Genomic DNA, 13,099 nt, shown 5'->3' with positions numbered 1-13,099 from the left:
ACTTGTTCCAGTCACCATGCCCATGGCTGGTTGATCACGGCAGGTCGCCGGTTAACAGCGCCTGGCCTGGTTATTGTCATCATAGCTCTTATTATCCCCAACCCAAGCGGGACAAGGCTTGCAAGGATATCCTTTCGGATAAGGCAGGAAAAGCATAGTTTTGCTTACAACAGCTTGCTTAAGTCCTGTCATCCTGCACCGGCGTCCGCGGCAAGCTGCCCGACAATACACATCAGACAGACCGCAGCCTGCCAGCTGCGCGACAAAAACACCATCACGGCGCATCCCCGACGACCTGGTAGTTGGCACCCCTGAGCAATGCGCGCCAAGCAATAGCACGTCGCCCAGTATAACTGTGAAATATGACGAGTATTCTCGACTGAGCACTTACAACTGCAGCGCAGCGCTACGACGACACCGCTCTGCCCCAGGGCCACAGCAACAAAAATGCCGGCAGTCGAGGACTGCCGGCATAGCCGAATCATTTCCAGCGAGGCAGCTGCTGCCTCATGCCACCGTCACGGCTCAGCCGAAATGACACACGTAGTGCAGGGTTTCCAGCACTTCAATCTGGAAGGAGCTGTCACCTGGCACATTAAAGCTCTGGCCACCCTGATAGCTTACCGCTTCGTTGCTGCCGGCCAGCGTGATGCGGCACTGCCCTTCCAGCAACTCCATGATTTCCGGCGCACCGGTATTGAACAGCAGCTTGGACGGCAGAATCACGCCTACCGACTTGCGGGTGCCATCGGCCAGGGTGATGCTGTGGCTGACACATTTGCCGTCAAAATAAACATTGGCACGCTTGGCCACGCTGACATTATCGAACTGTTCCATGGGTATCCTTTGCTCGTGTTTTTGTTATCAACGATAAAATGATCGGCTAGCATACCCGAATCCGCCCTGACGGCAAGATGCATGAATGCGTCGCTACCAACCGCAACAACACCGTGCCGCATGACATACTGAGCGCCAGTCCAACCCATACTCAGGAGCCAGGAACCATGGCCATCCTCTCGCGCAGCTGCCTGCTGCTTGCTGCCTGTCTGCTGTCCGCCTGCACCACCATGGCCGACAGACTGCAGGGCAGCATCACCCCTCCCCCCGGCTATGGCTATGCCATCGTATCGCTCACCGCCCGCGCATTTGACCAGGACTCGGCCAATACCGGCATGCACATCGTCGACAGCCAGGGCCAGACCGTGGCCAATGGCCGCGCCAGCATGAATACCGATACCGTCTTCGGCGAGGAAGGCATGAGCCCGGTCGACGGTCGTCTGCAATTGTTTGCCTTGCCGCCGGGGCATTATCAGGTGGCCGACGCCTGGGGCAACTGGATAGAAGAATCCGGCTGGAGCAGCCAGTGGCACTCGGTCAGCATGCCGATTCATGCCGGCTTCGACATCAGTGCCGGCAGCAGTGTCTATCTGGGAGAGGTGTTTCTGGACTTGTCACTGCGGCCAGAAATGAAGCTGAGCAATCAGCAGAAACGTGATTTCGGCCACATGCACCGGGTATGGAAAGTACAAGACCTGAGCCGCGTGGAGATCAAGCCCTTGCAACTGCCTGCCGCCGCCAACACAGGCACGAGCGCACCCTGAAATACCAGATCAGCCCAGTCGCGAAGTCCACAAGCGGGTCAGATAGGCCGGCTTGACGGCGGCACTGGCGGCAGCCACTGCCTCGAGTACGCGATAGCCAGACTGGCGAGTATCGCGCAGCAGCACATCCGCATAGGGCGGGCCGTCCAGCTTGCGCAAAGCTGCCACCCGCGGCTGGTTGGCTTTGTCACCACTATGCGTCACCACGGCAATTTCATTGCTGGCCAGCCGCACGAATGTGCCTGGCGGGTAAATACCCATTTCCTTGATCAACAAGGTCACCAGCGACGGCGCAAATTGCCCCAGCTCGCCGCGAAACAGGCTGGCCATCACCAGTGATGGCAACACCGCATCCTGTTGCAAGTGCTCACACAGATTATCGACCAGCGCCAGCAAACGGGCATCCGGATGAATCTCCTCCCCACGCAAGCCCGCAGGGTAACCCTGGCCATCGTCCTGTTCGTGATGGGTCTGCACCAGCAAATGCCAGTGCTCATCCACCACGCCCGCCTCGCGCAGAATGGCCGACCCCATTACCGGGTGGGCATAGATCTCCTCCTGCTGGCTCAGCGTCAGGGCCTGCCGCTGCACCCCCAACTGGTTTAATAGCTGGCTAATGGCCACATTCATCGACAAACCAGCGCACACCAGGCTATGCAGCCGGGCTGGTTCCAGCCCCAGCCGCCGCCCCAGGAGTGCCAGCAGCGTAGCCACCTTCAGGCTATGCGAGCGGACAGGCACCAGAAACAGCGAGGCCAACATGCCATCGCGAAAACGCTGCGTGAGTAACAACAGCTCTTCGGCCATTTCTTCCAGCCGACCGGCCAGCCCCGGCACCGCTAGGCCATGCAAGATCAAGGCTTCCAGCCGCCCCGCCATGAAGCCGACTTCCACCAGCGGATTTTTGGGGGTCATGCTAACGGCTTCACGTTCGCGCTGCGCCGCCCGGTCCAGCCGCTCCCGCTCCAGCCTGACCGCCACTTCCTCTACGTCCCCGTGTGCCACATCCATCAGCCGCTCGCGCTGTTCGGGTGTCAGCACATAGTGGCCTTTTTTCAGCAGCAGAAAGCCGTTTTTGGCGTATACATCTACGGTAAGCTGCTCTCCCACGCGCAGAAAACTGCCGGGAAGCTTTATCTTGGATGGCGGCTGGGACATGAGGAAAATTGGGTAACCGAATCTAGACTGCAGTTTAGTCAAACAACGCCCTTAACGCCGACAAACCACGACGCAGGCGGACGCTGGAGCGGCATTGTCGCCAAGCCCGCAGCAAACCACAAGTCCTGACTGCAGTAGTCGACAGGACTCACCGGAGCATGCCCGCATGGATACTTTCAACCCGCCGCGCCGCGCTTTCATTCAGGGCGCGCTGGCCGCCGGTTTTGCACTGGCCGTACAGCCGGTGAGGGCCGGCAGCATCGCCACCGACAGCCGGGCGCTGGATAGCGGCCTCGCCGGCATTCCGCTGGACGATGGCATTCTCCCCGTTTATTTCGCTCGCCCCGCCGCCAGCAGCAGCCTGCCGGTTGTGCTGGTGGTGCAGGAAATTTTCGGCGTGCACGAGCACATTCGCGATATCTGTCGCCGCCTGGCCAAGCTGGGCTATCTGGCAGTGGCGCCCGAGCTGTATTTTCGCCAGGGCAATCCGGCGGCAAGCCCGGACATTGCCAGCATCATCAAGGACATCGTCAGCAAGGTGCCCGACGCACAGGTGATGCAGGATCTTGACGCCACACTGGGCTGGGCCGTCGCGCATGGCGGTGATGCCAGCCGCGTCGCCATCACCGGTTTTTGCTGGGGTGGGCGCATCAGTTGGCTATATGCCAGCCACAATCCGCACGTGAAAGCCGGCATCGCCTGGTATGGCAAACTGGAAGGCACACATGATGCACTGACGCCAGCCCAGCCGACCGACCTGGCGGCCCGCCTGACCGTGCCGGTTCTGGGCCTGTACGGAGGGCAAGACAACAGCATCCCGCAAGACAGCGTTGAGCGCATGCGGCAAGCCTTGCAGCAAGGGCAAAGTGGCTCGCAAATTGTGGTGTATCCAACAGCCGGCCATGCTTTCAACGCCGATTACCGCTCTTCCTACCAGGCGGCCGCAGCACAAGATGGCTGGCAGCGACTGCAAGCCTGGCTGGACAGCCATGGCATGCAGGCCAGCAAGCCGGCCGGTACCGACTAGGCGGGAGACTGCTCCAGCATGCGGCGAATCACCTGATTGAACGGGTCAAGCCAGGCCCGTTCAAACTGGTCATCCGCCGCATTCAGCTCCGCCGCAGCCCGCAACATGGAGCGGCGTTGCCCACGATGAGCATGCTTGAGCATCACCGCCTCAAACGCGTCCACCAAGGCCAGAATGCGCGCGCCCTGGCTGATTTCACCACTGGCCAAGCCATAAGGATAACCTTCACCATCCGGCGTTTCGTGGTGTTGCAGCACCATCAGCGCCGCCTCTTCCCAACCCGGCATGCGCCCCAGCAAGCCGGCCACCCAGGCCGGGTGCAAGGCCATCAGCCGGCGCTCGTTGTCATTGATCTGCCCCAGTTTCAGCCATACAGCCTCCGGCAAGAACATCATGCCGACATCGTGCATGTATACCGCAGCCTCCAGCTGCTCGGCATCCACCCAGCCACCGGCCTGACGATTCAACTCCAGCGCCAGCTTGAGATTGCGCTCACTGCGGCCGAGAAACTCCGGCATGCGCTGTTCCAGCTGCAGCGCCAGGGTGCGAAACAGCAACATGTCCTGCTGGCGCGACTGTAAAACCGACCTCGCGCCCTCGGCCACCGCCGGCGCTTCACTCTTGCCCTGTACGCCCACCATGGCAGCCACCAGCCGCGAACAAGTCGCCAGCACCGAGGGCAGTGGCAGGCTTTCCAGCGAACACAGGGCCTCCAGCAAGGTATGCATCTGCCCCTCATCCACCGGACGCGCACTGGCGATCTGCGCCATGACCAGCTCGATGCGATCCAGCACCAGCAGCAGCACGTCGCCCATCACCTCCTGATACAGCAGCTCGCCACTGCGCAGCCGGGCCAGCAAGCCCTCCAGCGCATGAGCAAACGGCACCACGAACATCACCCGGCACAGCCCGGCATCGCCCTTGATGGTATGTATCAAACGGAAGAGATCGCCCACCAGCTCGGGCGAGGACGGATTCTGCCCCAGCTGAGAAGCCAGTTTCTCGATTTGCGGTGCATAGTCGGACAGCACGTCGCGGAAGTCCTGAAAGCCTTCCGCGTCTTCCCGCACAAACTGCAGTTGCACTTCATCGCTCATGACATGCTCACATGGTGGCCTGATGTGATTGCACTATAAATCATCAAACAGCGTCCAGCGGGCACAATCCATCTGCGCAAGCCCAAACCACAGGCGTATGATGAGCGCCCCCTGCTCATCCTTTGCCGGAGTCGCCACCGTGAACCCCTCTTTTGCCGTATTGCAAAAACAGATCGATTTCATTCTGGAAGTCGACAAGCTCAAATCCGTGTTGCGCAAAACCAAACCTCTGGGGCTGGAACGTTATGAAAATTCGGCTGAGCACAGCTGGCAGGCCGCGCTGCTGGCGCTGAGCATGGCGCAGCACGCGCCGGTGCCGCTGGATGTCGACAAAGTGATTCGCATGCTGCTGATTCACGACCTGGGCGAAATCGACACGGGCGATGTCATCGTCTATGCCGAGACCGACAGCGCGGCGCGCGAAGCAGAAGAACTGGCCGCCATCCGCCGCATCTGCGGCCTGCTGCCGCAAGATCAGGCCAACGGACTGGTAGCGCTGTGGCAGGAATTTGAAGCCCGCCAGACTGCCGAGGCCCGCTTTGCCCGCGCCATGGACCGGCTGATGCCCATTCTGCTCAACCTGAGTCGCCAGGGCCAAAGCTGGCGTGAAAACGGCATCAGCAAACAGCAGGTGCTCGCCATGGCCGTCAGCAAGGTAAGCGATGGTTGCCCGCTGGCCGGCGAGTGGCTGCTACAGGCACTGGACGCTGCGGAACAGCAGGGTTTCTTCGCCTCCGCTGACACAGCCCGTGGATAGAAACCACAATCAATACAATGTTTTTCGCCGGGTATCATTACAAACAGGTCGCATTGGCCGCAGAAAATACTTGCCAACATTCGCAACAATGGGCAGTATGCCTGCCTGCAGGATGCTCAAGTTGTGGATGTGTAGTTGTCGTAGTGGCATTTAGTCCGTACCTCAGTCGCCATTTCCCTTGAACTTCATGCGTTTTATCAACTTGCTCGTTTTGAGGATAAACAAAATGGCAACCGGTACCGTTAAGTGGTTCAACGACTCCAAAGGTTTTGGCTTCATCACTCCGGATGAAGGTGGCGATGACGTATTCGCTCACTTCTCCCAAATCAATGCTAAAGGCTTCCGCACCCTGGCTGAAAACCAGCGCGTAAGCTTCGACATCGTTGATGGCCCGAAGGGCAAACAGGCCTCCAACATCCAGCCGCTGTAATCTTCTTAAAGATTACTCGCTGATGAAAACCCGGACTCGTCCGGGTTTTTTTGTTTTAGCGCGCCAGACATCGCGTGCACCGCCTCGCGGCATGCCTTAACATTCACTCCTATCCCGTCATTCCAGAGTCAGTCTCCATGCAAACGCCTACCCACGACGAAGCCATCGCCAGCACGCGCGAATGGCTGGAAAAAGCCGTCATCGGCCTCAACCTCTGCCCTTTTGCCAAATCGGTCTACGTCAAGAACCAGGTCCGCTTCGTGGTCAGCGATGCCACCGAACCGGCCCAGCTGGCCGAAGAATTGGCCAAGGAGCTGCGTCTGCTGGCTGACAGCAGCCCGGATGAAATCGACACCACGCTGCTGATTCATCCTTATGTGCTGCAGCGTTTTCTGGATTTCAACGAATTCCAGGACATCGCGGATGCCATCGTCGAAGAACTGGAACTGGACGGCGTACTGCAGGTGGCCAGCTTCCACCCCAAATTCCAGTTTGGCGGCACCGGCATCAATGATATTGGCAACTACACCAACCGCTCGCCCTGGCCCACCCAGCACCTGATCCGCGAAGCCAGCATCGATCGCGCTGTCGAGGCATTCCCCGAAGCAGAGGCCATTTTCGAGCGCAATATCGAAACCGTCACCAAGCTCGGCATCGAAGGCTGGCAAGCCCTGTTCGCACCCAAGCACTGACAGGCCAGGCAGCCGGGCCTTATTGCTCATCTGCCAGTCACAGGGTACAACAACACATCCCCCCTCCACCGAGGTCACTATGAAGATGTTGCGTTGTGCCCTGTCGCTGCTCGCCTGCCTGCTGCTAACACACTGTGGCAGCACCCCGGTACGCAAACCGGTACAGGGCGACAGCTTCAGCTCGGCCGAGCTGGGGCAAAGCGCCGCCAACCGCATTGCCAATCTGGCCATGCGCGACAATCTGGCCAGCCTGCACACCTTGCTGGACAAGCTCTATCGCCGTAATCCATCCCAGTGGCAGAAAAGTGGTGCCGCCAGCAGGGACGCCGCCATCGCTCAGGTCATGACAGCCATCCGCAACAACAGCAAGCTGCCGGCACTGGGACAGGTTCGCTCGACCGCAGCACTGACTACCGCCTTCGACCCGCAATTCAGTGGCGATCGCGCCGGTACGCTGATTTTTGGCCTGGGCAGCATGCTGATTGACGTCTACGGCGGCCGCACCGAACTCTATCTGGTGCACGGCCTGGACGCGCAACAACTGGCCAACGCCGCCTACAATGTCGAAGTCGCTTCCTGGCTGCTGGGTCGCCGCCAGAATGCCGACGGCAGCCCCTTGCTGCTGGCCAATGAGATAAACAGCCAGCAACGCAACCTCTCGTTTGAGCGCGAGATGGCCAAGATCATGGCGCGGCTGGAATTACTGGCCGAACTGTCCGATGAAAAACTGCGGCGCAGCGCCATCGATTTTGGTCAGTCCCTGGTAGCCGGCCCCTTCCTGCAGTTCCTGCCGGTATCCGCAGTCAGCAGCGCCATTCCCACCGCCACGCCCTGAAGTCTTGACGCCGCCACAATAAAAAACCCGCCGGACAAAGCCGGCGGGCGTGGTTCCGCAGCGGTTGAGATCAGTGCTGATCCGGGTGCTTGCCCACCTTGTCGCGATAAAAAGCCTGAATGCGCGGTATGTCAGCTGCGATGTCCCCGCTGGGGTAAAACACCGGCCCGAAGCCGCACTCCTTGCGCTCATAATCCATATAAGCCAGCACAATCGGCACCTGCGCACCGCAGGCAATGTGATAGAAGCCGGTTTTCCATTCTTTCACCCGCTGGCGGGTACCTTCCGGCGGAATGGCCACCACCAGCTGCTCCGACTGCTGGTATACCGTCACCATCTGCTGTACCAGCGAGTTATTGCGGCTACGCATGACCGGAATACCACCCAACCAGCGCATGACCGGCCCCAGTGGCCCCCAGAACAAGGTGTGCTTGCCCATCCAGTACAGCTTGGCGCGCAAGGCGAAACAAACCCCCAGCGTCAGCGGGAAATCCCAGTTGCTGGTATGCGGTGCCGCAATCAATACGTATTTGGGCAGATCGGGAAAGTTGCCCTCAATGCGCCAGCCACGCAAGCGCAGCAGCAAAATGGACAGAGCGCGCATGAAACTGCGCAAGAGCGGAGTATCGAAAATGGTGTAGTGCATGGAGTCCGGCATAAGGGCAGGACCCGCGCTACGGATGGCGGACAGCCCTCCGGTCAGAGGCCTGCCTTGACGATGGAAAACGCGGACTGTACCGGATATGGCCACGCGGGTAAATCAGAATCACGCTGTTTGCCGGCCTGCAGGCCGCCAATAGCGGCAGGCTAGGCGCGTTGCAATATTTCTTTCAGGTCTTTTTGCACATCCCAGAAGGTGACATCGGCATCGTATACGCCCAGACAGGTGGGCTTGGCCAGATAGCGCTGGGCATTGCGGCTATCCATGGAGCAGAACAGCAGACGCTCCTTTTCCCAGATCACGATGCATTGACCCTTCTTGGACAGGCGGTCGATCAGGGTGCTGATCTGCTCGCTAATAACCCGGGCCGAGAGGTTTGCGCCATATTTGCCGGCTTTGGAAAATTCATTATTCATCACTTCGGACAATCTTCTCTGGGTTGGTCAATGACTCACCCGTCGTATTATCCGCAGCCGTAAAACAATACCTATCAGACGTTTCGGAAAGATAGCCAGCGCCTTTCAATCAAGGCGCATGGCAGGATCAACACACCACCAGACCACGTGCAGCAAACTGTTCGCGTGCGGCAGCGACCAGGGCCGCCGTCGGCACCGGGGTATCCGCCAAAGGATAATCCAGCCCCAGCTGCGCCCATTTATCAGCGCCCATCTGGTGAAATGGCAGCACCTCCACCCGCTGCACCATGCCACCCAAGCTGGCCGCATAGTCAGCCAGCCGGGCGATATCGTCCAGATCATCGGTCAGACCGGGCACCAGCACGTAACGCAGCCATATCGGCTTGCCAAGGCGCTTCAGCCGCTGGGCAAAATCCAGCGTCGGCTGCAGCGGCTGGCCGGTAATCAGCTGGTAGCGCTGCGGATCGCTGTGCTTGATATCCAGCAGCACCAGATCCACATCCGCCAACCAGTCGTCACTGACACTTTCATGCAGGAAGCCCTGGGTATCCAGCGCAGTATGCAGGCCAAAGCGCTGTTTGATGGCATGGAACAGCGCGCCAACAAACTCCGGCTGCATCAAGGGCTCTCCACCGGAGATGGTGACGCCGCCGGCAAACTTGAGAAAGCCAGCATAGGGAGCCAACTCGGCCAGCGCCTCATCCAGTGTCAGCTGCCGACCGGCATGCAGCTTCCAGGTGTCGGGGTTATGGCAATACTGACAGCGGAACTGGCAGCCGGACATGAAGAAGACAAAACGCATGCCAGGGCCATCCACGCCGGCACCGCTCTCGGTCGAGTGCACATAACCGGAAAGCTGGCCCTGACTGAATGGAGCCGTAACACTGTGCTGCTGAGACATGATTCATTCCTGACATGAAAAACCCGCCCGGCGACCGTGGTCGGCGAGCGGGCTGACAGCGCGATTACAGGCTGGCGTGGAAGGTGCGATTAATCACATCCAGTTGCTGCTCGCGGGTGAGCTTGACGAAGTTGACTGCGTAACCAGACACACGAATCGTCAGCTGCGGATACAGCTCGGGGTGCTCCATGGCATCCAGCAATGTCTCGCGACGGAAGACATTGACATTGACATGAAAACCACCAGCAGCAGCAAAGCCATCCAGGCAATGCGACAGATTGGCGATGCGATCTTGCGCGGTGTGCCCCAGCGCATCCGGAGTAGCCGATGCCGTCCAACTGATGCCATCGAGCGCTGCGGAGTAAGGCAGCTTGGCCACCGAGGCACCGGCAGCCACGAAACCATGCACATCGCGGCCATTCATCGGATTGGCACCCGGCGCAAACGGCTCACCGGCGCGGCGACCGCACGGGGTATTGCCGGTTTTCTTGCCGTACACCACATTGGAGGTGATGGTCAGCACCGACTGGGTCGGCGTGGCATTCCGGTAGAAACACGGCTGAGCCTTGATCTTGTTCATGAAGGTTTCGGTCAGCCACACTGCCATGCTGTCGACGCGATCATCGTTGTTGCCATAGGCCGGGTAGTCGCCCTCGATGCGATAATCCACCGCCAGGCCGGCTTCGTTGCGGATGACGTGGACACGGGCATGCTTGATGGCGGACATCGAATCCGCCGCCACCGACAGGCCGGCAATGCCGCAGGCCATGGTGCGCAGGATGTCGCGGTCATGCAGCGCCATTTCGATACGCTCGTAAGCGTACTTGTCATGCATGTAGTGAATGCAGTTGAGCGCCTTGACATAGGTCGAGGCCAGCCAGTCCATCATCTTGTCGAACTTGGCCATGACTTCGTCAAAATCCAGCACATCGGCCGTGATGGGCTCAAAGCCGGAGGCCACTACCGCCCCGCTCTTTTCGTCCACGCCACCATTGATGGCATACAGCATGGCCTTGGCCAGATTGGCGCGCGCACCAAAGAACTGCATCTGCTTGCCGATGCGCATGGCCGATACGCAGCAGGCGATACCGTAATCATCGCCCCACAGTGGGCGCATATTGTCATCGTTTTCGTACTGGATCGAGCTGGTATCGATGGAAACCTGAGCACAGAAATCCTTGAAGCCCTGTGGCAGGCTGGTCGACCACAGCACGGTCAGGTTCGGCTCTGGTGCCGGCCCCAGGTTGTACAGGGTATTGAGGAAGCGGAAGCTGTTTTTCGACACCAGGGTACGGCCATCTTCGCCCATGCCGCCGATGGACTCGGTCACCCAGGTCGGATCGCCGGAGAATAGCTGGTCGTATTCCGGGGTGCGCAGGAAGCGCACGATGCGCAACTTGATCACCAGATCATCAATCAGCTCTTGCGCCTGCTCCTCGCTCAGCACACCAGCGGCCAGGTCACGCTCGATATAGATGTCGAGGAAGGTGGCGATACGGCCCAGCGACATGGCCGCGCCATTTTGCTCTTTCACTGCAGCCAGGTAGGCAAAGTAGGTCCACTGCACCGCCTCGCGGGCATTGACCGCCGGACGGCTGATATCATAGCCATACTTGGCCGCCATCTGGCGCAACTCGTCCAGCGCACGGAACTGTTCGGACAACTCTTCACGCTGGCGCAGCACGTCTTCGGTGAACACGGCATCGTCCAGCTCGTGGAACAGCTGCTGGCGCTCCTTGCGCAGAAAATCAGTGCCATACAGCGCTACACGGCGATAGTCACCGATGATGCGGCCGCGGCCATAGGCATCCGGCAGACCGGTAATGATGCCGGACTTGCGTGCCGCCAGAATATCGGGGGTATAGGTGTCGAACACACCCTGATTATGGCTCTTGCGGTATTTGCCCCAGATTTCCTTGATTACCGGGTCCAGCTCGAAGCCATAAGCCGCCAATCCGCTTTCCACCATGCGCAAGCCACCATTGGGCATGATGGCGCGCTTCAGCGGTGCGTCGGTTTGCAGGCCGACAATCAGTTCCAGCGACTGGTCGATATAACCGGCGTCATGCGCGGTGATGGAGGTAGCACGATCAGCCGATACATCCAGCACACCCTTTTCCCGCTCCTGACGCAGCAGCTCACCCAGCACATCCCACAGCTTGCGGGTGCGTTCGCTGGCACCCGCCAGGAAAGTGGCATCGCCGGTAAAGGGCCGATAATTCAGCTGAATGAACAGACGTACATCGACATGGTTTTGCCAGTTGCCGGCAGCAAAGCCCCGCCACGGGTCCGCCTGTACGGCATTGTGAGCAATCGCTTCCATGACTACCTCCTGAATTGAAGTCCGAAACTTGTCCCTACAGAAACAATACTACATTCACTATCGAAAACGGCTTATTGATGTAAATCAAACTCCGCCATGGCAGATCAGCGAAGCCGGACATTCTACCAGCAAGCGTCATCTACCATCTGGCAACACCACACCCGGCAAAGCAATTTTATTTATATTTTTCAACAAGATAAAAAACAAACTCAGTCAACATTCAAGCATTACTGCAGCATGCATCGCAGCAACCGCACCCGTTTATAGCACAAAATATCGTGATAATTACCAGTATCCAACAGGAAGGCACTCATGATTACAAATCAGAAAATGTTCGTTTTCAAACATTGAATTTCACATATCAATCTCAACCACCAAGGCGACCGCCTGCATTGCGTAGTTTTACTACCAAACTCATCAACAAAACCCGACCCGACAACACTTATCCATCCAGCGTCACAACAGACAACCTCCCCTATCCCATGCCAGCAAGGAAAAGCCCACGGCGGGAACCAAGCAGCAGCACAATGCTCTGTAAATGAGTACAGTATCAGGAATAACCATGAACAAATTTCACCTTGCCACCCTGCTCGCCAGCCTGTTCGCGATCAGCGCCTGCACCCAGCAGCAAAACGATGCCGCGCAGCAAGCCGCTTCCGCCGCCATCAGTACCGCCCATGCCAAGCTGGACGAAGCCAGCGCACCGCTGGCAGCACTGCGCCAACAAGCGAGTGCCGCTGCTGGTGAGGCCAAGCAACAGGCCGCCCAGCTGGTGGCCGACAATCCGGCCTTGGGCCTTGCGGTATCTGCCGTGCAACAAGGGATGGGGAAATCGGCCAATGCCGTGCAATGGCCGCAACTGGAAGCAAAAGTGGGCAGTTATCCGGCGGACATCGGCCTGTATCAAAAAGGCGCGGTAGCCGAAGCACTCCGCCGGCTACTGGGTGAGAAGATGCCGGTATTCCTGCAGAACATGCAGGTCAGCAGCCCGCTAGGCAAGGACCAGCTATTGTTTGTCAGCGGTAACAAACCGCATCAGGGGGGAGAGGACATGGCCTATCTGCTGCTTGACCCCGCCAGCAAACAGCTGGAAGTGGGTCTGATCGAACAGGGCAAACTCAGCGTTTACCGCAGTGGCCCACCGCTATACCGTCCGGCAGAAATCAACACCATGCTGGGCAATCTGGCCGGCCAGCGCTAA

The 13,099-nt window shown here is 58.9% G+C and carries 14 protein-coding genes; 7 read left to right on the top strand and 7 right to left on the bottom strand.

Features of this window, described 5'->3' with window-relative positions; all coding sequences use genetic code 11:
- Positions 1 to 525 precede the first annotated feature (525 nt).
- On the bottom strand, positions 526 to 837 hold the full coding sequence (locus DBR44_RS10155; RefSeq protein ID WP_124643947.1) for a pyrimidine/purine nucleoside phosphorylase: 312 nt from the start codon (positions 835 to 837) through the stop codon (positions 526 to 528).
- A 167-nt stretch (positions 838 to 1,004) separates the two neighbouring features.
- Between DBR44_RS10155 and DBR44_RS10150 the strand changes: the two genes are divergently transcribed.
- Positions 1,005 to 1,601, top strand: a complete 597-nt coding sequence (locus DBR44_RS10150; protein WP_124643946.1) for a hypothetical protein — start codon at positions 1,005 to 1,007, stop codon at positions 1,599 to 1,601.
- A gap of 9 nt (positions 1,602 to 1,610) precedes the next feature.
- Here the strand turns inward: DBR44_RS10150 and DBR44_RS10145 are convergent, their stop codons facing one another.
- Positions 1,611 to 2,759, bottom strand: coding sequence for an HD-GYP domain-containing protein (locus tag DBR44_RS10145; RefSeq protein ID WP_124643945.1), 1,149 nt, complete (start codon positions 2,757 to 2,759; stop codon positions 1,611 to 1,613).
- Between the two features lie 166 nt (positions 2,760 to 2,925).
- On the opposite strand from DBR44_RS10145, the gene DBR44_RS10140 reads away from it, so the two are divergent.
- Positions 2,926 to 3,786 (top strand): dienelactone hydrolase family protein, encoded by an 861-nt coding sequence (locus tag DBR44_RS10140; protein ID WP_124643944.1) that lies wholly within the window; start codon positions 2,926 to 2,928, stop codon positions 3,784 to 3,786.
- On the opposite strand, the gene DBR44_RS10135 is transcribed toward DBR44_RS10140, so the two are convergent.
- Positions 3,783 to 4,883, bottom strand: a complete 1,101-nt coding sequence (locus DBR44_RS10135; RefSeq protein ID WP_124643943.1) for an HD domain-containing phosphohydrolase — start codon at positions 4,881 to 4,883, stop codon at positions 3,783 to 3,785. The two genes, DBR44_RS10140 and DBR44_RS10135, sit on opposite strands and share 4 nt — an antisense overlap.
- 139 nt (positions 4,884 to 5,022) lie before the next feature.
- On the opposite strand from DBR44_RS10135, the gene DBR44_RS10130 reads away from it, so the two are divergent.
- The 4 genes from DBR44_RS10130 to DBR44_RS10115 all read left to right on the top strand — a co-directional run bounded on the left by DBR44_RS10130 (position 5,023) and on the right by DBR44_RS10115 (position 7,597).
- Complete coding sequence (locus DBR44_RS10130; protein WP_233578458.1) at positions 5,023 to 5,640, top strand: HD family hydrolase; 618 nt, start codon at positions 5,023 to 5,025, stop codon at positions 5,638 to 5,640.
- A gap of 226 nt (positions 5,641 to 5,866) precedes the next feature.
- A complete protein-coding gene (locus tag DBR44_RS10125) occupies positions 5,867 to 6,070 on the top strand; it encodes a cold-shock protein (RefSeq protein WP_045845074.1) in 204 nt (67 codons plus the stop codon).
- 137 nt (positions 6,071 to 6,207) lie between these two features.
- Positions 6,208 to 6,762 carry a DUF1415 domain-containing protein gene (locus DBR44_RS10120; protein WP_124643942.1) on the top strand — a complete coding sequence of 185 codons (555 nt, stop codon included), beginning with the start codon at positions 6,208 to 6,210 and terminating at the stop codon, positions 6,760 to 6,762.
- A gap of 79 nt (positions 6,763 to 6,841) precedes the next feature.
- On the top strand, positions 6,842 to 7,597 hold the full coding sequence (locus tag DBR44_RS10115; protein ID WP_124643941.1) for a hypothetical protein: 756 nt from the start codon (positions 6,842 to 6,844) through the stop codon (positions 7,595 to 7,597).
- Positions 7,598 to 7,667: 70 nt separating this feature from the next.
- Here DBR44_RS10115 and DBR44_RS10110 read toward each other — a convergent pair whose 3' ends face one another.
- The 4 genes from DBR44_RS10110 to pflB all read right to left on the bottom strand — a co-directional run bounded on the left by DBR44_RS10110 (position 7,668) and on the right by pflB (position 11,898).
- Positions 7,668 to 8,243, bottom strand: a complete 576-nt coding sequence (locus tag DBR44_RS10110; protein ID WP_124643940.1) for a lysophospholipid acyltransferase family protein — start codon at positions 8,241 to 8,243, stop codon at positions 7,668 to 7,670.
- A 161-nt stretch (positions 8,244 to 8,404) separates the two neighbouring features.
- Complete coding sequence (locus DBR44_RS10105; protein WP_124643939.1) at positions 8,405 to 8,674, bottom strand: hypothetical protein; 270 nt, start codon at positions 8,672 to 8,674, stop codon at positions 8,405 to 8,407.
- Between the two features lie 127 nt (positions 8,675 to 8,801).
- Entirely contained in the window at positions 8,802 to 9,575 is a 774-nt protein-coding gene (pflA, locus tag DBR44_RS10100; protein ID WP_124643938.1) for a pyruvate formate-lyase-activating protein, read from the bottom strand.
- A gap of 64 nt (positions 9,576 to 9,639) precedes the next feature.
- On the bottom strand, positions 9,640 to 11,898 hold the full coding sequence (gene pflB, locus DBR44_RS10095; protein ID WP_124643937.1) for a formate C-acetyltransferase: 2,259 nt from the start codon (positions 11,896 to 11,898) through the stop codon (positions 9,640 to 9,642).
- Positions 11,899 to 12,460: 562 nt separating this feature from the next.
- Here pflB and DBR44_RS10090 point away from each other — a divergent pair.
- Positions 12,461 to 13,099 carry a hypothetical protein gene (locus DBR44_RS10090; protein WP_124643936.1) on the top strand — a complete coding sequence of 213 codons (639 nt, stop codon included), beginning with the start codon at positions 12,461 to 12,463 and terminating at the stop codon, positions 13,097 to 13,099.

The sequence above is a fragment of the Aquitalea sp. FJL05 genome, assembly GCF_003852595.1.
In the GTDB taxonomy this organism is placed as follows: Bacteria; Pseudomonadota; Gammaproteobacteria; order Burkholderiales; family Chromobacteriaceae; genus Aquitalea; species Aquitalea aquatilis.
This window is presented reverse-complemented; position numbering and strand designations above follow the sequence as displayed.

Bases quoted from the DNA above. Each gene is read 5' to 3' on its own strand.
- DBR44_RS10155 (WP_124643947.1), bottom strand. From the start codon at position 837: ATGGAACAGTTCGATAATGTCAGCGTGGCCAAGCGTGCCAATGTTTAT.
- DBR44_RS10150 (WP_124643946.1), top strand. From the start codon at position 1,005: ATGGCCATCCTCTCGCGCAGCTGCCTGCTGCTTGCTGCCTGTCTGCTG.
- DBR44_RS10145 (WP_124643945.1), bottom strand. From the start codon at position 2,759: ATGTCCCAGCCGCCATCCAAGATAAAGCTTCCCGGCAGTTTTCTGCGC.
- DBR44_RS10140 (WP_124643944.1), top strand. From the start codon at position 2,926: ATGGATACTTTCAACCCGCCGCGCCGCGCTTTCATTCAGGGCGCGCTG.
- DBR44_RS10135 (WP_124643943.1), bottom strand. From the start codon at position 4,883: ATGAGCGATGAAGTGCAACTGCAGTTTGTGCGGGAAGACGCGGAAGGC.
- DBR44_RS10125 (WP_045845074.1), top strand. From the start codon at position 5,867: ATGGCAACCGGTACCGTTAAGTGGTTCAACGACTCCAAAGGTTTTGGC.
- DBR44_RS10120 (WP_124643942.1), top strand. From the start codon at position 6,208: ATGCAAACGCCTACCCACGACGAAGCCATCGCCAGCACGCGCGAATGG.
- DBR44_RS10115 (WP_124643941.1), top strand. From the start codon at position 6,842: ATGAAGATGTTGCGTTGTGCCCTGTCGCTGCTCGCCTGCCTGCTGCTA.
- DBR44_RS10110 (WP_124643940.1), bottom strand. From the start codon at position 8,243: ATGCACTACACCATTTTCGATACTCCGCTCTTGCGCAGTTTCATGCGC.
- DBR44_RS10105 (WP_124643939.1), bottom strand. From the start codon at position 8,674: ATGAATAATGAATTTTCCAAAGCCGGCAAATATGGCGCAAACCTCTCG.
- pflA (WP_124643938.1), bottom strand. From the start codon at position 9,575: ATGTCTCAGCAGCACAGTGTTACGGCTCCATTCAGTCAGGGCCAGCTT.
- pflB (WP_124643937.1), bottom strand. From the start codon at position 11,898: ATGGAAGCGATTGCTCACAATGCCGTACAGGCGGACCCGTGGCGGGGC.
- DBR44_RS10090 (WP_124643936.1), top strand. From the start codon at position 12,461: ATGAACAAATTTCACCTTGCCACCCTGCTCGCCAGCCTGTTCGCGATC.